General features: G+C 65.3%; 21 protein-coding genes. 14 read left to right on the plus strand and 7 right to left on the minus strand.

Annotated elements, in window-relative coordinates; genetic code table 11:
• Positions 1 to 50 precede the first annotated feature (50 nt).
• Genes AC1ECW_RS15310 through AC1ECW_RS15335 form a run of 6 tightly spaced genes read left to right on the plus strand, consistent with a single transcriptional unit; the run spans position 51 to position 6269 of the window.
• Positions 51 to 698 carry a glycosyltransferase family 2 protein gene (locus AC1ECW_RS15310; RefSeq protein ID WP_481202182.1) on the plus strand — a complete coding sequence of 216 codons (648 nt, stop codon included), beginning with the start codon at positions 51 to 53 and terminating at the stop codon, positions 696 to 698.
• On the plus strand, positions 695 to 1975 hold the full coding sequence (locus AC1ECW_RS15315) for a glycosyltransferase family 2 protein (protein WP_481202183.1): 1281 nt from the start codon (positions 695 to 697) through the stop codon (positions 1973 to 1975). Before AC1ECW_RS15310 ends, AC1ECW_RS15315 begins: the two co-directional genes overlap by 4 nt.
• Before the next feature lie 42 nt (positions 1976 to 2017).
• Positions 2018 to 3844, plus strand: a complete 1827-nt coding sequence (locus tag AC1ECW_RS15320; RefSeq protein ID WP_481202184.1) for a glycosyltransferase — start codon at positions 2018 to 2020, stop codon at positions 3842 to 3844.
• 2 nt (positions 3845 to 3846) lie between these two features.
• The gene (locus tag AC1ECW_RS15325) at positions 3847 to 5172 is read left to right on the plus strand and encodes a glycosyltransferase family 4 protein (RefSeq protein ID WP_481202185.1); all 1326 of its coding nucleotides are present in this window, start codon (positions 3847 to 3849) and stop codon (positions 5170 to 5172) included.
• Positions 5150 to 5473, plus strand: a complete 324-nt coding sequence (locus AC1ECW_RS15330) for a hypothetical protein (protein WP_481202186.1) — start codon at positions 5150 to 5152, stop codon at positions 5471 to 5473. Before AC1ECW_RS15325 ends, AC1ECW_RS15330 begins: the two co-directional genes overlap by 23 nt.
• Entirely contained in the window at positions 5466 to 6269 is an 804-nt protein-coding gene (locus AC1ECW_RS15335; protein WP_481202187.1) for a hypothetical protein, read from the plus strand. Before AC1ECW_RS15330 ends, AC1ECW_RS15335 begins: the two co-directional genes overlap by 8 nt.
• Position 6270: 1 nt before the next feature.
• On the opposite strand, the gene AC1ECW_RS15340 is transcribed toward AC1ECW_RS15335, so the two are convergent.
• Positions 6271 to 7218 (minus strand): glycosyltransferase family protein, encoded by a 948-nt coding sequence (locus AC1ECW_RS15340; RefSeq protein ID WP_481202188.1) that lies wholly within the window; start codon positions 7216 to 7218, stop codon positions 6271 to 6273.
• A gap of 197 nt (positions 7219 to 7415) precedes the next feature.
• Here AC1ECW_RS15340 and AC1ECW_RS15345 point away from each other — a divergent pair, with 197 nt between their 5' ends.
• The 3 genes from AC1ECW_RS15345 (at position 7416) to kdsA (ending at position 11935) form a co-directional block, all read left to right on the plus strand.
• Entirely contained in the window at positions 7416 to 9380 is a 1965-nt protein-coding gene (locus tag AC1ECW_RS15345) for a capsular polysaccharide biosynthesis protein (RefSeq protein ID WP_481202189.1), read from the plus strand.
• A gap of 187 nt (positions 9381 to 9567) precedes the next feature.
• Positions 9568 to 10995 carry a capsule biosynthesis protein gene (locus AC1ECW_RS15350; protein WP_481202190.1) on the plus strand — a complete coding sequence of 476 codons (1428 nt, stop codon included), beginning with the start codon at positions 9568 to 9570 and terminating at the stop codon, positions 10993 to 10995.
• Positions 10996 to 11092: 97 nt separating this feature from the next.
• Complete coding sequence (gene kdsA, locus AC1ECW_RS15355) at positions 11093 to 11935, plus strand: 3-deoxy-8-phosphooctulonate synthase (protein WP_409706096.1); 843 nt, start codon at positions 11093 to 11095, stop codon at positions 11933 to 11935.
• Between the two features lie 17 nt (positions 11936 to 11952).
• Here kdsA and AC1ECW_RS15360 read toward each other — a convergent pair whose 3' ends face one another.
• Positions 11953 to 12693: a hypothetical protein gene (locus AC1ECW_RS15360; protein ID WP_409706098.1), complete on the minus strand. Its 741-nt coding sequence runs from the start codon at positions 12691 to 12693 to the stop codon at positions 11953 to 11955.
• 289 nt (positions 12694 to 12982) lie between these two features.
• On the opposite strand from AC1ECW_RS15360, the gene AC1ECW_RS15365 reads away from it, so the two are divergent.
• Genes AC1ECW_RS15365 through AC1ECW_RS15385 form a run of 5 tightly spaced genes read left to right on the plus strand, consistent with a single transcriptional unit; the run spans position 12983 to position 18427 of the window.
• Positions 12983 to 13711: a GntR family transcriptional regulator gene (locus AC1ECW_RS15365; protein WP_409706101.1), complete on the plus strand. Its 729-nt coding sequence runs from the start codon at positions 12983 to 12985 to the stop codon at positions 13709 to 13711.
• The gene (locus tag AC1ECW_RS15370) at positions 13708 to 15045 is read left to right on the plus strand and encodes a malonyl-CoA decarboxylase (RefSeq protein WP_481202191.1); all 1338 of its coding nucleotides are present in this window, start codon (positions 13708 to 13710) and stop codon (positions 15043 to 15045) included. Before AC1ECW_RS15365 ends, AC1ECW_RS15370 begins: the two co-directional genes overlap by 4 nt.
• 42 nt (positions 15046 to 15087) lie before the next feature.
• The gene (locus AC1ECW_RS15375) at positions 15088 to 16080 is read left to right on the plus strand and encodes a Bug family tripartite tricarboxylate transporter substrate binding protein (protein ID WP_481202206.1); all 993 of its coding nucleotides are present in this window, start codon (positions 15088 to 15090) and stop codon (positions 16078 to 16080) included.
• 8 nt (positions 16081 to 16088) lie between these two features.
• The gene (locus AC1ECW_RS15380; RefSeq protein WP_481202192.1) at positions 16089 to 16901 is read left to right on the plus strand and encodes an enoyl-CoA hydratase/isomerase family protein; all 813 of its coding nucleotides are present in this window, start codon (positions 16089 to 16091) and stop codon (positions 16899 to 16901) included.
• On the plus strand, positions 16898 to 18427 hold the full coding sequence (locus AC1ECW_RS15385) for a malonate--CoA ligase (RefSeq protein WP_481202193.1): 1530 nt from the start codon (positions 16898 to 16900) through the stop codon (positions 18425 to 18427). Before AC1ECW_RS15380 ends, AC1ECW_RS15385 begins: the two co-directional genes overlap by 4 nt.
• A gap of 22 nt (positions 18428 to 18449) precedes the next feature.
• On the opposite strand, the gene AC1ECW_RS15390 is transcribed toward AC1ECW_RS15385, so the two are convergent.
• The 5 genes from AC1ECW_RS15390 to AC1ECW_RS15410 form a co-directional block, all read right to left on the minus strand.
• The gene (locus AC1ECW_RS15390) at positions 18450 to 18974 is read right to left on the minus strand and encodes a chemotaxis protein CheW (protein ID WP_481202194.1); all 525 of its coding nucleotides are present in this window, start codon (positions 18972 to 18974) and stop codon (positions 18450 to 18452) included.
• A gap of 10 nt (positions 18975 to 18984) precedes the next feature.
• Entirely contained in the window at positions 18985 to 20361 is a 1377-nt protein-coding gene (locus AC1ECW_RS15395; RefSeq protein ID WP_481202195.1) for a methyl-accepting chemotaxis protein, read from the minus strand.
• Positions 20271 to 20696, minus strand: a complete 426-nt coding sequence (locus AC1ECW_RS15400; protein ID WP_481202196.1) for a Tar ligand binding domain-containing protein — start codon at positions 20694 to 20696, stop codon at positions 20271 to 20273. Before AC1ECW_RS15400 ends, AC1ECW_RS15395 begins: the two co-directional genes overlap by 91 nt.
• A gap of 150 nt (positions 20697 to 20846) precedes the next feature.
• The gene (locus tag AC1ECW_RS15405; RefSeq protein ID WP_409662938.1) at positions 20847 to 21587 is read right to left on the minus strand and encodes an Hpt domain-containing response regulator; all 741 of its coding nucleotides are present in this window, start codon (positions 21585 to 21587) and stop codon (positions 20847 to 20849) included.
• A 9-nt stretch (positions 21588 to 21596) separates the two neighbouring features.
• Entirely contained in the window at positions 21597 to 22256 is a 660-nt protein-coding gene (locus tag AC1ECW_RS15410) for an excisionase family DNA-binding protein (RefSeq protein ID WP_409662935.1), read from the minus strand.
• Between the last annotated feature and the right edge of the window lie 129 nt (positions 22257 to 22385).

Consider the following 22385-nt stretch of genomic DNA (forward strand, 5'->3'; position numbering starts at 1 on the left):
GCACGAACAGGTCTGCGCCGGGCTGAGAGCGCCAGAAGGACGAGGGCTTGATGCGCGGGGTGATCATGGGCGCCATCATGCCGGCTCATGGGCTGCAAGGGGGAGGGAGGTTTCGAGAAGTGCCCGATTGGCTCGAGGAAATGGTCAGCCACGCCCTGCGCCCCGACGTAGGCTGCGTGGGGGCCAAGCTCTACTACCCCGACGACACCGTTCAGCACGCCGGCGTGGTGCTGGGCCTGGGCGGCGTGGCCAACCACGCGCTGCGCCGCACACCGCGCCACGAGCCCGGCTACTTCGGCCGGCTGTGGACCATATACAACCCCAGCGCCGTCACCGCCGCCGCCCTGGTGCTGCGCAAGGAAGTGTTCGACCGTGTGGGCGGGCTCGACGCCGAAGGCCTGCCCGTGGCCTTCAACGACGTGGACTTGTGCCTCAAGGTGCGCGAGGCCGGTTACCGCAACCTCTGGACGCCGCACGCCGAGCTCTACCACCATGAATCCGTGAGCCGCGGCGCCGACACCAGCCCCGAAAAGCGGGCCCGTTTCGTCGGCGAAGTCAACGTCATGCTCAACCGCTGGGGCGCCGTGTTACAGCGCGACCCTGCCTACAACCCCAACCTCACCCGTGAGCGAGAGGACTACTCCCTTGCTCTCGCGCCTGTGGCAGCGTCCCACCGCGCCGAAGCCCTGACCGCATGAACACCGCTCTCGAACCCCCTGGTCAACCGCCCCGGCCCTTGCCGCGCCTGGCCGTGGCGGCCATCTTCCGCAATGAAGCCCCCTACGTGGTGGAGTGGCTCGCCCACCACCGCGTGGTCGGCGTGGACGCCTTTTACATCGCCGACAACGACAGCGACGACGGCACCTCCGAGCTGCTGCAGGCGCTGCACGAGCTGGGCTACGTGAAGCGCATCCCCTTTCCTTCGCCCCCGGGGCAGGCGCCTCAAATGCCGGCCTACGCCGAGATCCTCGGACGCCACGCCGCCGCCGAAGACTGGGTGGCGGTGATCGATGCGGACGAGTTCATCATGCCCGAGCGTGATGACATCGGCCCCAAAGACGTGCTGGCCTGCTTGGGCGAACGTCCCGGCGTGGGCGCCGTGGCCATGAGCTGGGCCATTTATGGATCGTCGTGGCTTGCTAACCACGCCGCCGGGCTGGTCATCGAGCGGTTTACGCGTCGAGCTCTCCAGTCGTTTGAACCCAACCTCCACTACAAGACCATTCTGCGAATGGCGGCGTACGCTGGGCAAGCCCGAAACCCTCATCATTTCGAACTGAAACCCGGATGGCGCTACGTGCACACGAACGGCCAAAACGTACAGTTTCACGAAAGACATGGCCCTGGTCTTAGCCAAGAGGTTGTGTGGACAGGGCTGCGGCTAAACCACTATATTGTCAAGTCACGAGAGGAGTTCTCGACCCGTAAGCAACGTAATGGGAGTGCTGCATCGCTGACCCGGATTAAGGACGAGAGCTATTTTCGAGCTTATGACAGAAACGACACACGTGATCCAGTCTCCAAATATTGGCAAACCCAGGTGCACGAAGAAATGCGCCACATATTACAAGACTTGGAGAGCAAAGGTTACCATCCACCACGCCCCAAGGACAGCATCGCAAGTCATTTTGCGCCATTTTCGCGCACACACGGGCATATCGATGAGATTCACGTTCACAATAACGAGATACAGGTACGAGGGTGGGCTTTCAGCCCAACTGGCGCGCCGACAGAGCGCTTGATGATCAAGGCCGGTGAAATTTCCTGCGCCATAAATATCTGCCAGAGGATTGCCAGACCCGACGTTAGACTTCACTACCCCATGATTGACCTGGAGTGCGGCTTTATTCTGAGTTTATCAACAGAAGTTTTTCAATCTTCGATCGACAGCATCGAGGTTTACGCTATCGAGACGACTGGAGAGCTCTCTGGCCCTTTGCCCTTCCCCGGAGGAAGCAGGATACGGGCAGCATAGGAACCGACTACAAGACAAACTGCCAAGACAGGAGTGGATAAGTTGTCATTTTTCCGAAACACGAACAGCAAGCTCAATGAGGCGCCTGGGGCCTCGGGCGCTCCAGATGTTCAGACAAAGCCACTTGCACTGGGCAAGAATGGCTCCACCGGCCAGATCAAGGTCGATCTCGCCTACCGCCTGGGCAGCCTCACCGTGGTGGCCGGCTGGTCGACTGCGGGCGTGGAGCTGGGCCTGCGCGCAGCCGGCCGTGTGCTCCAGGTGCGCCGGCAGGCCGTGCCGCGGCCCGACGTCGCCACACACTTCAACCTCCCGTCCGGCGCCGATCTGGGGTTCGTGCTCGTGGCCGAATCGGCCGGCGACGATGCCGTGACCTTGTGTTGGCGTGAACACGGGCAAGCCGAAACCGCATCGCAACCGCTGGTGCTCGAAACCCAACCCAAGTGGCGCGACGGGATGCAAGCGCCGCTGGGCTCGGCGCTGGCCCTGCTATGCGCTGCATTCCGACCCCACACCGACGAGTGGAAAGACCTGGTCGCTCAGTTGCCGTCATCCACGACGCCGTGCGAAAACGCCCGCGCTTACTTGGAAGGAGCGTCGGCGTGCGCTCAAACCGAAGAAGGCGTGGCCTGGGGCTGGCTCGTGCATACGCCAGGCACCCAGGTTTGGCTTGAAGACGATGCGGGCCACACTTACCCCTTCGACAAGGCTTATCGCCGCTACCGGCAGGACGTCGCCGACGCGTTCGGTCACGCGTTCCCGCACGCATTTACTGAGACCGGCTTCGTCCTTCGCTTGCCCGGGCTCAAGCCCGGCTCCAGGCTGCGCTTGAAGGCGCTGTCCGAGGCGGGCGTGCATTTGCTCAGCGAGACGAGCTGCGGCACCCTGCCCGCGGACCCCGTGGCCGCTGCGCGATTGCTCTTCAGCGTGTTTTGTCCACTGTCAGAAATGCATCGCAGGGTGGGCATCGTGGACGAACCCGTGTTGGCCCCCCTCATCCAGTACCGCCAAGACATGTGGGACAAATTGCCCGTGCACGTCAAGCGGCTGGGCGCGGCCGTGGAGCGGCCGCTGGTCAGCCTCATCATCCCGCTGTACGGACGGACCGATTTCGTCGAGCACCAACTCATCGAGTTCGCACAAGATGCCTGGCTGCAGTCACATGCCGAGATCATCTATGTGGTGGATGACCCCAAGCTGGTCGAACCCTTTGCCGCGCAGGCCGAGGCCCTCTTCAGGCTCTACCGGCTCCCGTTCACCTGGGTGTGGGGCAGCGTCAATCGCGGGTTCTCGGGGGCCAACAACCTGGGGGCCCGACAAGCCCGGGGTGAACACCTGCTGTTCCTCAACAGCGATGCCTTTCCCCAGGCACCGGGATGGCTGCTAGCGATGCTAGAAATTCTGAAGCAAAACCCGAATATAGGCGCTGTTGGACCTCGGCTCACGTTTGCTGACGGTTCTATACAACATTGCGGTATGGAGTTTTTACGGCTGGATGAGCTGGGGGTGTGGGTCAATCACCATCCACGAGCAGGTTTAGACCCCTCGTTGGACCCAGCAAGCAGCGTGACAATTGTTCCCGCAGCAACAGGTGCTTGCATTATGTTGCGCAAGTGCGATTTTGACGCCATTGGAGGGTGGGATACAGGTTACCTCATCGGCGATTTTGAGGATTCTGACCTTTGCCTCAAGTTGCGCAGCGCAGGCTTTGATATTGCATATCTCCCGAGCGTACAACTGACCCATTTAGAGCGTCAGTCTTTTAGGCTATTGGGGCAGGACGACTTCAGGCAGCGCGTTACTATTTATAACGCCATCAGACATCAAGAGCGTTGGCCTGCACTTATTGAGTCGCTCGGGAGGAAATAATCATGAATCTAACTCATCGTATTCTGGTGATTGCTCATAGTCATCCGGATTTCAGCTTGGGCGGCGGCGAGATTGCCGCTTACAACCTCTACAAGGCATATAGAGCAAATGAGAATGTAGAAGACGCATGGTTTCTTGCGCGCGCGGACCGAGGGCGCGGGGCAGCCGGTGCTTTATCAATGCGCCGAACAAACGAGTACTTATGGGAACAATCCGTTGCCGATTATCACGGGACCACATTCAAAGCATCAGATATCGGGTCCGTAGTAACAAAGTTTCGAGATCTGGTTGAAGCACTCAAACCCACCCTGGTGCACACCCACCACTACGCACACCTGGGGCTGGAGTACCTGCGTGTCATCAAGCAGGTGGACCCTTCCATCCGCATCGTGATGACGCTGCACGAATACATGGCCATCTGCCGCAACAATGGCCAGATGATCAAGACGGGCAGCTTCAAGCTGTGCAGCCGCGAGAGCTACGACGAGTGCCGCCAGTGTTTCCCGCAGCAAACCGCTGAAGACTTCTGGCTGCGCAAGCACTACTTCATGAGCCACTTCAAGTTCGTGGACCAGTTCGTGGCGCCGTCCGAATTCCTGCGGCAGCGCTACATCGAGTGGGGGCTGGCGCCCGAGCGGATCGTGGTGATCGAAAACGGCCAGTCCGACGAACCGCCGCTGCCCCCCCGTCCGCTGGCCGAAGGCGAAACGCGCAACCGCTTCGGCTTCTTCGGCCAGATCAACCCCTACAAGGGCCTGGACGTGCTGCTGCAGGCGCTGCACGAGCTGCCCAAGGCCGAGCGCAAGAAGATCGTGCTCGAAGTGCACGGTGCCAACCTCGAATGGCAGCCCGAGGCGTATCGCCAGAAGATCGAGGCCTTGCGCGAGCCTCTCGTCAAGCAAGGCGTGGTACAGTGGGTGGGCCCCTACCAGCCCCACGAGCTGCGCCGCCGCATGGCCGGGGTAGACTGGGTGGTCGTGCCCTCCATCTGGTGGGAAAACTCACCCATGGTGATCCAGGAGGCCTTTGTGTGTGGGAGGCCGTTGTTGGTGAGTGATATCGGTGGGATGGCGGAAAAGGTGCGAGATGGCGTGGATGGCATTCACGTTCCTGCTGGCAACAAGATGGAATGGGCGCGGGTGTTGAAGCAGGCGGCCAGTGCTGATTCGGCCTGGCAGCAACTTGTTGACGGTATCCGACGTCCGTTGACGTATGCGGCTTGTGCAGGCGCTCATTTGCGACTACTTAGCCAGTTAGCAAGTGACGCAGCAAGTGATGTACCTGATTGGTCGTACCTTCCATCTGGTGGAAAAACTGACCCATGTTGATCCAGTTAGGTGCGGGTGGCCGCCGCTGGTGAGCGATATCGGTGGGGTGGGGAAAAAGGTGCGCGATGGTGTGGATGGCATTCACGTTCCTGCTGGCAATGTATTGGGCTGGGGCAAGGCTTTTCAAAAATCAGCGCCAACCAACGAGCAGGGGATGGAATGCGCAAAACTATTCGACGTCCGACCGATCATGCCACTTGTTCCGACCATCACGCCGATTTGCTTGATGCCGGCATGGAGTACTAGAGGTTGCTGTCGGGCTATAAAATTTGTAATTTTAGTAGGGGATGATCATGTCTGAGACCTCATCTAACAGGCTTAAGAATCAGCCTCAACTACAGGCTGAGGCATCAGCGAGCCTGGAAGGTGGGCTAGGTCTACCGGAGCTTGAGTATATAAAAAACATTGATGCCTTTTGGCGCAACGTACAAGAGCCATCGACGAGAATTAAAGACCCTGCTTTACTCGCTAGGCTCGCATTTTATTCATTGAATCACTTCGACGATCCCTTTGTCCGAGCTGCTGCAGCTGTTGTTTTGCTTTACCGCGCAACAGAACCGACGTGGACAAATATTGTCTCTCCAAAAGATTTATTGAGTGTGGCGCACAGCGCTCGAAAACTTTTGTGCCCTAAGAATGATTTCTCAAGCTGCCGCTGGTTTATAAGCACTTCACTCGCGATCGGGGCATTTCATCTGTGCCGGGATGAAAAGGAGGCGGCGTTCTTGGCTCTCGATCCCGTGCACGCGCTCCTTCCTTTTGCTATCAAGCATGGCCAGCCTTTTACGAACATCGTAAAATCAAATTTGTTGCGATTGTCGATAGCAGCAGCCAACCCAGCACTCAAGAGTGAGGTTTGCTCTCTCCAAAATGAGGCGAGCGAGGTTCTTGCTTACTCACAAAGTCTAGCGTCAAACTACAAGTTCGTAAATGAATTTGCCTATGAAGAGGTCGCCTATGTTTATACTATGCTTCGCGAGATATACAATTGGAGCAGGCTGGTCAAAGAGGGTTTAAAGGATCTCCGCGATCTCGAGAGTGCTGGTTTCCGTTGGAAGCGAGTGGGTGCGCCGTTTGGTACACTACTTAAAGCCTAGGCTAAAATTCTTGCAGGGCACGTAGCCAAGATGCCTGCTCCATCGGGATAAAAGCAGACGGGCTGGATTCCCCCGTGATTGCTGAGTAAGCGATATTATCCGCAAACACCCCCCTCGCCCCCAACCTCTGCACGTCATACACCTTCGTGTGCGACCGCCCTAGGTTGAAGGGGCCGGGCAGCAGCGGCACCAGGCCGATGTGGGCGCGGAAGCTGCGGCAGTGGCTCAGGTAGTTGGGCCAGCTCAGGGGGTGGAGCACGCGGGTGCGGGGCAGTGAGCGGTAGAGCTTGTTCACCTCGTGGTCGCCAATGATCTCGAAGTGCAGGCGGGGGTTCTGGGCCAGCGCTTCGGCCACCACGGGGCGCAGCCATTCGATCTCGGCGCGGTGCGCGGCCGAGCCGTGATAGAAGGCCCACAGGGGCCCGTCGGGCGTCCAGGGGGTAGGTTGTATATGGGCATCTTCGGGTAGCGGCTGCGGTGGTACGAGTTGCATGTGGCGGTCCGCATGGGCGTCACACAGGGCGGCGGTGGAGCCCCAGTACTCGGTGGCCAGCACGTCGATCCAGGGGTGCATGCGCTGGCAGTAGCGCACGAGCTTCTGACGGTAGGATTTGGGCAGCTCCACCCAGGCAGCCGGGTTCAGCAGTTCGTCGTCCATGAAGTACACCACCGCCGCCAGTTGTGCATGGTGGCGATGGAGGGCCTGGGCCCAAGCTGGGGTGAGATAGCGCACGATCACGACGCGGGTGCCGGGGCTCAGGTCGGCGGGGGTGGGGATGTCGGCGTCAATATCGCGGTAGCTCACCGGCAGCCCGCTGGCCGTGGCCCGTGGGCGGATGTAATAGTCGGTGGAGGGATTGGGGCCCTGTTGCAGTACCAGCCAGCGGGTGGCCTCGGGTCGGTAGGCAGCGGCGGTCGGTCGGGAAGGGCGGCGCAGGTGAAGGAACATGGGCAGGGGGATCGTCGCAGGTGCAGCCCCGATTCTGCGCCGGTGTGCTACCGGGTGAGAGCGGGGTGCATCGCAGAAGGCCGGCTGACCTGCTCCCCGGAATCCGTGCCACGGCAAAGGAAAAAATCCGCACGGCGCCTCGAACGTATGTTTGCCGAGTGACAACCGATAGTCTTGCTCCGCCTCGCCGCCTGGCTGTGCTCACCCGCGGCGTTCAGCGGGTGGCCACGCTGGCGGCCTTGCTTGACGATGCCGAGCTGGTGCGGGCGCGCCGCCCGTCGCCGGATGGGTTGGACGCGGTGCTGGCCTGGGGCCGCAAACCCAGCGCCCGCGTGGCCGAGGCGTTTGCGGCCCGCCATGGCTTGCCGGTGTGGCGGGTGGAGGATGGCTTTTTGCGCTCGCTGGGCCTGGGCGATGCCGAGCCGCCGCTGTCGCTGGTGCTGGACGACCTGGGCATTTACTACGACGCTGGCACGCCCTCGCGGCTGGAGGCTTGGGTGCAGGCCCCGCACGATGAGGCGCAGCGCGCCCGCGCGAGGGCGCTGCAGGCGCTGTGGCGCGAGGGGCGCTTGTCGAAATACAACCTCGCCCGCGAGGCGCCGCCGCCGGTGCAAGGGCCTTTCGTGCTGGTGGTGGACCAGACGTTCGGCGATGCGTCGATTGCCTTTGGCCAGGCCAGCCCGGACGATTTTGCGCGCATGTTGGAGGCGGCCTTGGACGAGCACCCCGGCCTGCCGGTGGTGCTGAAGGTGCATCCCGATGTGATCGCCGGGCGCAAGCGCGGGCATTTCGAGCGGCTCACGCCGGGGCAGGCGGCGCGGGTGCAGGTGTTGGCCAGCCATGCGCATCCTTGTGGGGTGTTGGAGGCGGCGCAAGCGGTGTACAGCGTCACTTCGCAAATGGGCTTCGAGGCCCTGCTGTGGGGCCGGCCGGTGCGCTGCTTTGGCATGCCTTTTTATGCCGGCTGGGGGCTCACGGCCGATGAACAGCCGGCGCCCGGCCGCCGCCGCCCCGTGGCGCTGGAGGATTTGGTGCATGCCGCACTGGTGGACTACCCGCGCTACCTCGACCCCGAAACCGGCCAACGCTGCGAGCCGGAGCGGCTGATGGCCTGGATGGCGCTGCAGCGCCGCATGCGCGAGCGCTTCCCGCCGCAGGTGCATGCGCTGGGTTTTTCGCGTTGGAAAAAGCCCATCGTGCGGGCTTTCTTCGGTGGCAGTGAGGTCAAGTTCATCAAGCAGGCCGAGCAGGTGCCGCCGGGGGGCACGCTGGCGGTGTGGGGGCGGCGCGAGGTGCCGCTGGCCGCGCCGCGCGAACTGGCGCTGGTGCGGCTGGAGGACGGCTTTTTGCGCTCGGTGGGGCTGGGCGCGGAGCTGGTGCGGCCTTTGTCGTGGGTGATGGACCGGCGCGGCATCTACTACGACGCCGGCGCGCCGTCGGACCTGGAGCACCTGCTGGCCACGGCCGTGTTCGAGCCGGCTTTGCTGGCGCGGGCCCGCGCCTTGCGTGAGCGCATCATCGAGCAGGGGATCACGAAGTACAACGTGGGCCGGGGGGGCTGGACGCGCCCGCCAGCCGCCCGTCGGGTGGTGTTGGTGCCGGGGCAGGTGGAAAGTGATGCGGCCATTGCGCTGGGTGCCCCGGGCTTGCGCACGAACCTGGCGTTGTTACAAGCCGTGCGGGCGGCCGCACCCGAGGCCTATGTGGTGTACAAGCCGCATCCCGATGTGGTGGCCAAGCTGCGCCGTGCCGGGCAAGGCGAAAACGACGTGCGGCATTACTGCGACGAGATCGTGGTGGATGTGCCGATGGATGGCTTGCTGGTGCAGGTGGATGAGGTGCATGTGCTCACCTCGCTGGCGGGCTTCGAGGCTTTGCTGCGCGGGCGCGAGGTGGTGACTTATGGCTGCCCCTTCTACGCCGGCTGGGGCCTCACGCGCGACCATCACCGGCTGCCGCGGCGGGGCCGCTGCCTGACGCTCGATGAGCTGGTGGCCGCCGTGTTGATTCTGTACCCCACCTATGTGAGCCGCACCACCGGCGCGTTCACCACGCCAGAGCGCGCACTCGACGAGCTGCTGGCATGGAAGCGGCAGGGGCCTACGCGCTTGCCGCTGTGGCGCTGGGTCTTGCGCCGCGTGCTGGCCTGGCGCCAGCGCTGACCGAGGGCCCCGCATGCCACGTGATGCGCTTTGTGACGGATCTCGCAATTCGACACCCTCTTGCGGGGGAAGGCCCCGGCGGCCCGCCGGCTGCATAGGGGACAATACAGTTTTGCGCGGCTCAGCGAATGGCCGCCTTGGCACGGGCGCTGCTTGAGTGTGGCGCCCTTGCGTTTTTCCGCCTTCGATGACGTACCCACTCGACCTCCCCGCGCCCGTGCCCCTGATGTTGCGGCGCTTGCTGCAACACCGCCGGCCCTTGCTGCTGCAAGGGCCCATGGGGCCGTTTTTCGCGCGGCTGGCCGCTTGGCTGGAGCAGCAAGGCGCCAAGCCGTACAAAGTCAATTTCAACGGCGGGGACCAGTGGTTTTACCGCCGCGCGCGCGCCTACGCCTACCGTGGCCGGCATGAGGACTTGGACGCCTGGCTGGCGTCCTTCGTGGTCTTGCACCGTATCGATGCCTTGGTGCTGTTTGGCCAGCACCGCCCGGTGCACGAGCTGGCGCGGGCGGTGGCGGCGCGGCTGAGCCTGCCGGTGTTCGTGTTCGAAGAAGGTTATTTGCGGCCGGATTACATCACTTTGGAGGAAGGGGGCGTCAACGGCTTGTCCTCGGTGCCCAAAAGCGCCGAGGCGCTGCGCTTCATGCCCGACGAGCCCCCTGCTTCGCGGCCGCAGCCGGTGGCCGCCTCGTTTGCGCGCATGGCTTGGTATGCCACGTGTTACAGCGTGGCAATGTGGGTGGCGCGGCCGGTGTTTGCGCACCATGTGTATCACCGTCCGCTGCATCCGCTCACGCAGGCCTTGGCCTGGCTGCGTGGGGGCTGGCGCAAGCTTTGGCATGGCTGGACGCAGCGCGACGTGTGGGCCCGTCTGTGCGCGCAAGAGCGTCACAAGCGCTATTTCGTCTTGCCGCTGCAGGTGCACAACGACAGCCAGATGCAGCACTACTCGCCGTATCCCAGCGTCGAGGCGGTGATCGATGAGGTGATGGCGTCTTTCGCCCGGCACGCGCCGGCCGACGAGTGGTTGGTCATCAAGCATCACCCGATGGACCGCGCCTACCGTTGCTACGCGCGCCACATCGCCCAAAGGCAACGGCAATGGGGCCTGCAAGACCGGGTGCTGTATGTACACGATGTGCATTTGCCCACCTTGCTGCGCCACGCCCGGGGGGTGGTCACGGTCAACAGCACGGTGGGCTTGCAAGCGCTTTATCACAAGGTGCCAGTGCTCACCTTGGGGGCGTGCTTCTACGCGATCGACGGTTTGGTGCATGCCGGGCCGCTGGCCCGGTTCTGGCGCGAGCCGGGGCGGGTGGACGAAGCGCTGTACCAGCGGCTGCGCCACTATTTGTTGCGCACCAACCAGATCAATGGCAGTTTCTACGGCCGGCTGCCCGGCTTGCCGCAGGGGCCCGTCGCGGTGCCAGACACCGAGGAGGCCACGCAATGGCCGTCGGTGATCAGCCAACCGGTTCCACTGGAGGCCGCCGAGGGGGGGGGCGCGCCGGGCTGGCGCGCGTTGCCCATGCAGGTGGTGGCGTCACCGCAGATCGGCGCGACGGTGGCCGAGGCGCCAGCGCGTGCGAGCGCGCGAGCGTCAGCGCGGCAGTAACCCCCCCGGTGCCAAGATCCCGGCTTGGGCCGAGCGCCTGCGCCGCCGCAGCCCAATGAGACAATCCCGGCCTGCATGTCACTCGTGAAACACCGCCATGGTTGCCATCACCCCGTCCATTTTCTGCCGCAACGACGGCCCCTTCGTCCTCTTCGGCGGCATCAATGTGCTCGAGTCGCGCGACCTGGCCTTGCGCGCCTGTGAGGAGTACGTGCGCGTCACCACGAAGCTGGGCATCCCCTATGTGTTCAAGGCCAGCTTCGACAAGGCCAACCGCTCGTCCATCCATTCCTACCGCGGCCCGGGGTTGGAGGAAGGCCTGAAGATCTTCGAGGCGGTGAAGGCGCAGTTCGGCGTGCCGGTGCTCACCGATGTGCACGAGCCCTGGCAGGCCCAACCGGTGGCCGAGGTGGTGGATGTGCTGCAACTGCCGGCATTCCTGGCGCGTCAGACCGATCTGGTGGTGGCGCTGGCGCGCACGGGCCGCGTGGTCAACATCAAGAAGCCGCAGTTTCTCAGCCCCTCGCAAGTGCAGCACATCGTCGAGAAGTTCCGCGAGGCGGGCAACGAGCAGATCATCGTCTGCGACCGCGGTACCTGCTTCGGCTATGACAACCTGGTGGTGGACATGCTGGGCTTTGGCGTGATGAAGAAGGTGACGGGCGACCTGCCGGTGATCTTTGACGTGACGCATGCGCTGCAGCAGCGCGACCCCGGCGGCGCGGCCTCGGGCGGGCGCCGTCAGCAGGTGGCCGAACTGGCCCGCGCGGGGATGGCCGTGGGCCTGGCCGGCCTCTTCCTGGAGGCCCATCCCAACCCCGATCAAGCCAAGTGCGACGGCCCCAGCGCCTTGCCGCTGGACAAGCTCGAGCCCTTCCTCGCGCAGATGAAGGCGATCGACGCGCTGGTCAAAGGGTTTGCGCCGTTGCACATCGACTGAGGGGCGTTGCGCGCGCCTCACACGGGGCGCGCCAGCGTCTGCACCTCCAGCGCCTTGAACGCATCGCCCACCCCGTGCTCGGGCACGGCCAGGCGGCCTTCGGCGGCCAGGGTGTCGGCATGGGTGCGGCGCATCTCGAAGGTTTTGACGAGCCAGTAGGCCGCAAACGTCCACACACCGGCCGCTTCGACGAGGAACAGGGTCCAGCGTTGCCCCGAGCCTTGTTCGAGCCACCAGCCCAGCACGCCGGCGGTTGCCGGGGCGAGGATCATCGCCACGCCCAGGCCCTGGTAGGTGTGGCGGTAGCGCCGCGCCAGGGCCGGGTCGCGGATGAGGCTCAGGGTGTCGGACGCACGGAAAATGCACACGTAGGCGATGGCCACGAAGAACAGGGCCGCGAACGTGCCGTGCAGCGACACCTTGGGGCAGGTGGCGCCGCAGTCCCAGGCCATCGGAACGAGGGCCACGCCCACCAGCAGCAAGGCCGCGAGGTTGAGGGTTTGGTTTTCCAGCCGTGTGATGCCTTTGTACAAGTGCAAGCCGGCCGCCACCGCGCACAGCGTGCCCACGAAAACATCGCGCACGGCGCCCTCGCCGGCGTGGTAGTACGCACTCATCGAGGCCTGCAGGGGCACGCCGCCCAGTAGCACGCCCAAGAGCACCAGGGCCGGCGGCAGGCCGATGGACAGCACGGCGATGCCCAGCCGCAGGCTCAGGTAAGTGGCGGTGATGTGGTCGCTCAGGCGTTCGTGCGGCATGCGGTCGCTCCGGTGAAGGGTGAGACAAGCATAGGGCCGCGCCACTGAATGCACCAGAGCGCAGCGGGTGCTCACATCCCCCGATCCGGAGGGCGCCACGCCTTGGAGGACCTGTCCACCGCCCCCCCGGATCTGGAGACCACCACACCGAGCGAAGAGGTGCGGCCACGGCTGCGGCGGCCGGTGGGGTCGCGGCGGTCGTCAGGGTTTATGGGTAATTTGTAATTATTGATTTTTGATCTATTGTCAGTAGAGACCCACCGGCATGGGGCCGGCACCGGGCTGATCAATGACCCATCTTGGCGAGCTGCACAGCGCGATTCGACCAACGACCTTGCACGAAGAGGTCGCGGCGCGGCTGCGCACCCTGATCTTCGAGCGCCGGCTGGCGCCGGGGGCCTGGGTGGACGAGAAGGCGCTGGCGGCCGAGTGGGGCATCAGCCGCACCCCGCTGCGCGAGGCGTTGAAGGTGTTGGCCGCCGAAGGCTTGGTGACGGCGGTGCCGCGTCGCGGCTGTCAGGTGGTCGAGCTGTCGGAGGACGATGCGCAGCAGCTCTTTCCAGTGATGGCGCTGCTGGAGGGGCGCTGCGCGCACGAGGCGGCGCTGCGCGCCACCGACGCCGAGCTGGCCGAGCTGCAGCGTCTGCACGAGGACCTGGAGCTGTACGCCGCCGCCCGCGATGTGAACGGCTACTACCGCGCCAACCATGCGTTCCACACCCGTGTGCAGGCCCTAGCGGGCAACCGCTGGCTGGACCGGGCGACCAACGAGCTGCGCAAGTTCATGCGCATGCTGCGCGGGCGCCAGCTTCACTGGCCGGGGCGGCTGGAGGCCTCGATCGCCGAGCACCGGGCCTTGATCGAGGCGCTGGTGCGTCGCGATGCCCACCGCGCCGAGCGCCTGATGCACGATCACCTGATGGCCCAGTTGCAGGCCCTGCAGGCGCTGCGTGCGGCCGAGTCCGGGGCCGCACGTCCGGCCCACATCCCCCCCTCAACCCCCCGGGAGGCCCCATGATGATCTTGTCTCGTTCTGTCGGCACGGGCCGCCGCGGCCTGATGCCGCAGCGCTCGCCACGCGCTCAGGCCCGCTTGCTGAAAGAGGTGGTGGAGGGCTGCCGACGCCTGCTGTCCGAGCGGGGCGAGTCGAACAGCGTGGCCATCGCCGAGGAGGTGCTGGACCTGTACGCGGGCTTGACGGCCGAGCAGCGCCTGGCCTTCTTCAAGGTACTGGACAGCGAGTTCGGCCCCCATCCGCAGGCCGTGCTCGAGGCCGCGCAGCGCTATGCCGAGGCACCCGAGGCCACGCGCTTGATGGCGCTGATCCAGGCGGCCGAGCCGCCGCGCCAGGAGCTGCTGCGCCGCCTGAACCGCGCCCGCGGCGGCACCGCGGTGATCGTGGGCATGCGCCGCACCCTGCTGGAGCTGCTGAAGCAGCATCCCGATCTGGCCGCGGTGGAGGCCGATTTCCTGCACCTGCTGTCCTCGTGGTTCAACCCGGGCTTTTTGCAGATGGAGCAGGTGGACTGGCGCTCGCCGGCGGCGCTGCTGGAGAAGATCATCCAGCACGAGGCGGTGCATGAGATCGACGGCTGGGCCGATTTGCGTCGCCGCCTGCAGCCGGATCGGCGTTGCTTTGCGTTTTTCCATCCGCAGCTGCCGGACGAACCGCTGATCTTCGTGGAAGTGGCCCTGGTGGACGAGATGCCGGCCGCGGTGGGCCCATTGATCGATGTGCGCAGCCAACCACAGACCGACGAGCGCCAGTACAAGGTGGCGACCTTCTATTCGATCAGCAACTGCCAGCCGGGGCTCAAGGGCGTGTCGCTGGGCAACTTCCTCATCAAGCGTGTGGCCGAGCATTTGCAGCGCGAGTTTCCTCAGCTGCGCACGTTTTGCACGCTCTCGCCCATTCCTGGCTTTACGGCTTGGCTGCACAAGCACGCCCCAGGCCTGCGCGAGCGTGAGGACTTGCCGCCCAAGCTGAAGGAGCGGCTGCTCAAGGCTTTGGCCGCCATGGTGCAGCATGGCGGCGAGCCGGCGGCTTTGGCGGATTTGCAGCCGGCCCAGGCCAGCGAGCCGCTGCGTCAAGCGCTGAGCACCCTGGCGGCTTTTTACTTGGCGCATGAGTCGGTGACGCCGCGCGGCGATCCGGTGGCCAAGTTCCACTTGGGCAATGGCGCGCGCCTGGAGCGACTGAACTGGGCCGGCGACTTGTCGCGCAAGGGGCTGAAGCAATCGCTGGGCTTGATGGTCAACTACCTCTACGATCTGCGCCACATCGAAGACCATCACGAGCGTTTCGTCCATGGCGAGGTGGTGGCTTCGCGAGCCCTGCAGCGCCTGCTTTGATTGCACAACAACCGTCTTGACGAAGGAGACAAGACCATGACCATGCTTTCTCGACGCAAGAGCCTGCGCGCCGTGGCGGCCGCAGCGGCCCTGGCTGCCACGGGCCTGGCCGCCCCCTGGGCCTGTGCCCAGGGCGCCTGGCCGACCAAGCCGGTGACAATCATCGTGCCCTTCCCGGCCGGCGGCGGCACCGACGCGTTCGCGCGCCCGCTGTCGGCGGCCTTGACCAAGCACCTGGGCCAACAGGTCTTGATCGACAACAAGGCCGGCGCGGGCGGTACCGTGGGCGCGGGCATTGCCGCGCGCGCCGCGCCCGACGGCTACACCTTCTTCATGGGCGGCTCGCATCATGCGATCGCGCCTTCGGTGTATCCCAAGCTGGACTACGACATCGAGAAAGACTTCGTGCCCGTGGGCCTGGTGTCCAATGTGCCGCAGGTGATCGTGGTGCATCCGGGCAAGGTGGCGGCCAACACCCTGCCCGAGCTGCTGGCCGATTTGCGCGCCAATCCGGGCAAGCGCAATTACGGCTCGGCCGGCAATGGCTCCTCGCACCACCTGGCCGGTGAGTTGTTCAAGATCCAGAGCAAGACCTTCATCACGCACATCCCCTATCGCGGCGCCGGCCCGATGCTGCAAGACCTGATCGCCGGGCAGGTCGATATGGCCTTCGACGGGCTGGGCTCGTCGGCTGCCCACATCCGCAGCGGACGCATCAAACCCATTGCCGTGGCCGCACCGAAGCGCGCGGCCGCCTTCCCCGAGGTGCCGACCACGGTGGAGGCCGGTTTGCCCGACTATGTCGTGTCCACCTGGTACGCGCTGTGGGCGCCCAAGGGCACGCCCAAGGACGTGGTCGACAAGATGGCTGCGGCGATGAAGGCGGTGATGAACACCCCCGAGCTCAAGCAAGCGTGGACCAACATGGGCACCGAAACGCCGGATCTCTATGGCGAGGCCTTCGGCAAATTCGTCAACAGCGAAATCAAGCGTTGGGCCGCAGTGGTGAAAGCCTCGGGCGCCAAGCTCGACTGAAGCGGCGCATGAGCGGGCGCATCCTCGTCAGCCCCCATTCCGATCTGCCGGGCGTGCAGGTGGTGGAGCTGGCCAACCCAGGCAAGCTCAATGCCATCAGCGTGGGCATGTGGGAGGCCTTGCGCGAGGTGTTCGTGCACTGGCACCACCGCGAGCCCGGCCTGCGCGCCGTGGTGGTGCGCGGGGCGGGCGGGGTGTTTGCCGCCGGGGCCGACATCGACGAGCTGCCGGGCTTTCGCTTCGAGGTGGACAGCCTGCAGCACTTCCACGAGCACATCGTGGCTCCGGCGCTGCAGGCGCTGCTCGACTGCGAGGTGCCGCTGGTGGCGCAGATCGACGGCGTGTGCGTGGGCGGCGGGCTGGAGATTGCCGCCTGCTGCGACATCCGTATCGCCGGGCACCGCTCGCGCTTCGGCGCCCCGATCGGCCGGCTGGGCTTCCCGATGGCGCCCGACGAGCTGGCCGTGCTCAGCCGCGTGCTCGACCCCGGCACCGCCGCCGAGATCTTGCTGGAGGGCCGGCTGCTCGATGCGGCCACCGCCTTGCAGCGCGGCCTGGTGCAGCGGGTGGTGGACGATGCGGAAGTGGCCGCCGAGGCCACGGCCACCGCGCGGCGCATCGCGGCCCTGGCGCCCCATGCGGCCCGCCTGAACAAGCGCACCTTGCGCCAGATCGCGCTGGGCCGCCCCTTCGATGCGGCCTGGCGGCGCGAGCACTTCAGCTACGCTTCCCACCCCGACCATCGAGAAGGCGTGATGGCCTTCATCGACCGGCGCGAGCCCCAGTTCACCGGATCCTCGAACCCCGTCACCCCACCATGAACAACCACAACCTGTTCGCGGCCCTGCGCGCGGCCTTCCCGACCCAGCTCGACGCCACCGCCATCGAAACCGACGACGGCCAGTACTACACCTGGCGCGACCTCGACCGCGGCACGGCCATGATCGCCAACCTGCTGGCCTCGCTCGACCTGCCCGAGGGCGCGCGGGTGGCGGTGCAGACGGAGAAGTCGGTCGAGGCGCTGATGCTCTACCTCGCCACGCTGCGTGCCGGCTACGTGTACCTGCCGCTGAACACGGCCTACCAGCAAAGTGAACTGGCGTACTTCATCGGCAACGCCGAGCCCAGCGTGGTGGTGTGCACGGGCAAGAACTTCGGCTGGGTCAGCAAGCTGGCCTTCCAGGCCGGCACGAAGTACGTCTTCACCCTCAATGAAGACCGCACCGGGACCCTGCTGGAGCGCGCCTCGCACCACAGCGACGAGCACGAGATCGCGGTCAAGGGCGAGGACGACCTGGCCGCCATCCTCTACACCAGCGGCACCACGGGGCGCAGCAAGGGCGCCATGCTCACGCACGGCAACATGCTCAGCAACGCGCTCACCCTCAAGAGCTACTGGGACTGGCAGCCCGGCGACGTGCTGGTGCACGCCCTGCCCATCTTCCATGTGCACGGCCTGTTCGTGGCGGTGCATGGCGCGCTCCTCAACGGCAGCAAGATGCTGTGGTGCGCGAAGTTCGACCCCAAGCGGGTGATGGAGCTGCTGCCGCGCGCGACCGTCTTCATGGGCGTGCCCACGTTGTACGTGCGATTGCTGGGCGAGCCCGGCTTCGGCCGCGAGACCTGCCGCCACATGCGCCTGTTCATCAGCGGCTCGGCCCCGCTGCTGCTGGAAACCTTCAACGAATTCCGTGAGCGCACCGGCCACACCATCCTCGAGCGCTATGGCATGAGCGAGACCATCATGCTCACGTCCAACCCGTGCAAGCCCGAGGATGGCGAGCGCGTGGGCGGCACGGTGGGCCGGCCCCTGCCCGGGGTGGAGGTGCGCGTGGTCGACGACAAAGGCTTGCGCTGCCCGGTGGGTGAGATCGGCAACATCGAGGTGCGCGGCCCCAATGTCTTCAAGGGTTACTGGCGCATGCCCGAAAAGACGAAGGAGGAGTTCACACCCGACGGCTGGTTCAAGACCGGCGACGTGGGCCGCTTCGATGCCAAGGGCTACCTCACCATCGTGGGCCGCAGCAAGGATCTCATCATCAGCGGAGGCTACAACGTCTATCCGGCCGAAGTGGAGGGCTACATCAACGAGATGCCCGGCGTGGCCGAGTCCGCGGTGATCGGCGTGCCCCACCCCGACTTCGGCGAGGCCGTGGTGGCCGTGGTGGTGCCCAAGCCCGGATCCAGCCCCGACCCCGAGGCCATCGTCGCGCAGCTCAAGCGCCAGATCGCCAACTTCAAGGTGCCCAAGCGCGTGTTCGTGCAGGCCGAACTGCCGCGCAACACCATGGGCAAGGTGCAGAAGAACCTGCTGCGGCAGGCGCACCAGGGGATCTTCAAGGCATGAACGCCCTCAGGGTCTTCTGAATTCAGTGGGACAAGCCGAAGCTGGGGGCGTTCACCATCTTGACGATGTCCAGCACGATCAGCATGCGGTCGTTCAGCTTGGCCAGGCCGGTCACGAAGGTGGCATCGATGGCCGAAGCCATCTCCGGGGCTGGTTTGATGGATTCCGCCGGCAGTTCGCTCACGTCGGTGACGCCGTCCACCACCACGCCCACCATGCGGTTTTCCAGCTTGAGCACGATGCACACCGTGGTTGGCTTGTCGACGATCTGATCGCAACCGAGGCGTACGCGAAGATCGACGATCGGTACGATCACGCCGCGCAGGTTGATCACGCCCTTGATGTGGGCAGGAGCGCCCACGATGCGGGTGGGTGGCTCATGGCTGCGGATCTCCTGCACCACGAGGATGTCGATGGCGTATTCCTCCCGGCCCACCCGGAAGGTGAGGAATTCGCGAGGCAATTCAACGCGTTGACCGGGAGCGGCTGGCTGCGAGGCGTCGGTCGCGATGTTGGCGAGGTCTTCGATGTGTTCCATCATGCCCATCTCGTGCTCCTCAGAAGCCGGTCCATTCGTTGTCGGTGCCCGTCCTGCTGGCGGAGGCCGACGAAGAGGATGCCGGCTGACGCTTTGCGAAGCTCAAGGGCTTGACGTTGTCCGCGCGCGCGGGTGAAGGCGTTGGTGCGGTACGCTGGCTGGTAGGGGTGGCCGTGTCAGCGCCCCGCTCAAGCTTGAAGACCGAGACAGCCTGCAACAGCTGTTGAGCCTGCTGCTTGAGGCTCTCGGCAGCGGCGGCGCTCTCTTCCACCAGCGCGGCGTTCTGCTGCGTGGTCTGGTCCATCTGGCTCATGGCTTCAGCCACCTGCGAGATGCCCGATGACTGCTCGCGACTGGCCGCGGTGATCTCGCCCATGATGTCGGTCACACGCTGGATGGACTGGACGATCTCGTTCATCGAATCTCCGGCCTGGCCCACCAGCTGGGAGCCGGCCTCCACGCGCTCGGCGTTGGCGGTGATCAGGGTCTTGATCTGCTTGGCCGCCTCGGCGCTGCGCTGCGCCAGGGTGCGCACCTCGCCGGCCACCACCGCAAAGCCGCGACCCTGCTCGCCGGCGCGGGCGGCTTCGACCGCGGCGTTCAGCGCCAGGATGTTGGTCTGGAAGGCGATGCCGTCGATCACGCTGATGATCTCGACGATCTGGCGCGAGGCATCCTCGATCTGCTTCATCGTGCCCACCACCTCGCCCACCACCGTGCCGCCCTTGTGCGCGGCGGTGCTCGCCGACTGCGCCAGCTGGTTGGCCTGCGAGGCGTTGTCGGCATTCTGCTTGACGGTGCTTTGCAGCTGCTCCATCGACGCAGCGGTCTCCTCCAGGGCCGAGGCTTGTTCCTCGGTGCGGCTGCTCAGGTCGGAGTTGCCCTGCGAGATTTGCGCGCTCGCCGTGGCCACGCTCTCGGCGTTCTGGCGCACGGACTGCACGACGTCCAGCAACTGTGCGGCCATCGACTTCATGGCCGCCATCACACTGCTCGTGTCGCCCGCACGCAGGGGGATGTGCAGGGACAGGTCACCGGCGGCGACGGATTCGGCCACGCGCTTGACCTCGTGCGGTTCGGCGCCAAGCGCGCGCGTGAGCTCGCGGATGATCCAGCCGGCAACCAGCCCACCCAGCACGATTGCCGCCGCCAGCACGCCAGCCACGGTGAACAGGGTGAGCCGAACCTGCTCGACGCTGTCCTCGTAGATCGCGCCGGCGATGTCCTGCTGCACCAGCACGAGATCGGCGATCACGCCTTGCAAGGGATCCAGCACCGGGTACATGCGCTGGGCGGTGTAATGCGTCAGCGCATCCCGGTCGCCTGAGCGCAGCAACTGCTCCAGGTCGTTGATGCTTGCATCGGCCGCCTCCAGCATCGGCCGGATCTTCGCCACCAGCTCGACCTCGCGGGGACGAGCTGGTGGCCCGTGTAGGCCTGCCACTCGGTGGCGATCGCCTTGCGTGCCTGCGCGATCGATGCCAGGCCGTCGGACGTCGTCATCGTGCCGTCGCGCACCTTGTGCGCCGTATCCACGATGTTGACGGCATACAGGTCGGCCACGACCTTGAGCTGCCTGAGCGGGACGACACGATCCCGGTACAGGTCCTGCATGGCGTCGCTTTCCTTCTTCACCATGTAGCCCGCCATCCCGCCCAGCACGGCGAGCAGGACGATGAAGAGCCCGCTGAGAACCAGCAACTGTGATCGGACGGTGAGTCTGGCGTTCATGGGAGAGCCTTTCGTATGCTTCAAACGATAAAAATGATACGAGCAGACGAATCATGTCGAATGATTCGGATTTATCATTTGCGCCTCGTCAGAGAAGCGTGAAATACTCACGCCCCGGATGGGGTTCCCCGCTGATGGACGGGCTGGCGGCTAGCGTGCCGCCAGGGCGGCCAGTTCGTCATGCACGACCAGCCAGAAGTGACGGATGTCGGGCCAGGGCGCCGCACCGGCGCAGGCGTCTTCCAGCGAGTGGGCATGGGCCGACGCCGCCTCATGCCCCAGCGTCAGCAAGACCGACTTGAGGCTGTGGGCCAGCCGGCGGAGCCCGTCGGCATCCCGGGTCCGCAGGAATGCCTCGCCCTGCTCCAGGTCGGCCTGGAACTGGAGGCGGCACGTTGCGAGGAATGCGTCGTACAGGGCCTGGTCACCGCCGAAGTGCGCCGTCACGGCACGGGCGGGCCCGCAGCGGTCGCCAGATGAGGGCATGGGGAGCTTCGGCGAGGGGGGCTCGTCAGTGCCATCCGCGAGCGCATCGAGCACGCAGCGCTCCAGCGCCTCCACCGACACCGGCTTGACGAGGAAGCGCCAGACGCCCAACGCCGCCAGCCGCTGCTGCACGGGCGGGGTCAAGCCGGCGCTGAACACCGCTACGCGGGCTCCGGCGCGAAGGGCGGGGTCCGCACGGAGCCGTTCGATCAGCACGTAGCCGGGCTCGCCCGGCATCATCAGGTCGGTGATCACCAGCCGCGCCGGCGCGGCTTGCAGTGCGGCCATCGCCTGGGCCGTGTCGGCGCATTGCACCAGATCGACGTCCAGGTCGGCCAGCGCCAAGGCCACGAAGCGGCGCAGGGCCGCGTCGTCTTCGACCACGACGACCCGGTTGCGCGCCATCTCGGTGCCTCAGGCGGGGTCTTGCGCCCGGGGCGCCTGCGCCGCCAGGGCGTGCTGCAGCAGGGGCGGCAGGTCCATCACCAGACGGGGTTTGTGCACCACGGGCACGCCCGACAGGGCGAAGGCATAGGGCCCGCGCTGATCTTCGTCCAGCGCGGTGATCACGATGAGCTGGCTCTGGGCAAACTGCGGATGGGAGCGCAGGCTGGTGATCAGCGTCGCACCGTCGATGCCGGGCAGCAGGACGTCGACGATCAGGATCTGCGGCTGCCACTGGCCGTACAAGGCCAGCCCGGCGATCCCGTCGTCGACCGCGCGCAGATCGACCTGCGGGAACTGCTGGCGCACCAGCAGGCTGACGAGATTCTGGTAGTGGGCGGAATCTTCGATGAGCAGCACCCGCGCTCGCGGCGAGGCGGGCGCAGGCGGGGCACTGCGGGCGGAGGAGGTCTCGTCGAGCGGTGCTGGTCGGCTCGCGCCCTGGCGCGCCGCCATCCAGGCCTGCACGGAATGGCGGGAGATGCGCCGATGCCCGCCGGGGGTCTTCCAGGCTTCGAGCTCGCCGCGGTCCACCATGAGCTGGACGGATCGCACCGCCATGCCCAGCAATCGCGCCACCTCCAGCGTGGTGTAGTGCTCGCTCGCAGGAGTAGCGTCAGAGATGGCCATCTCTGCATTTTTGCAGGAATTGGCAATATTGGTGCCGAAACCTCGGGCTCGTCGAGGAGTTTCAGCGCGCTCGCGGCCGCCATGCGTGAATTAATGCCGATTCAGGCGATCCCCAGGCCGGTGCATCTT

The organism is Caldimonas hydrothermalis (genome assembly GCF_056746695.1).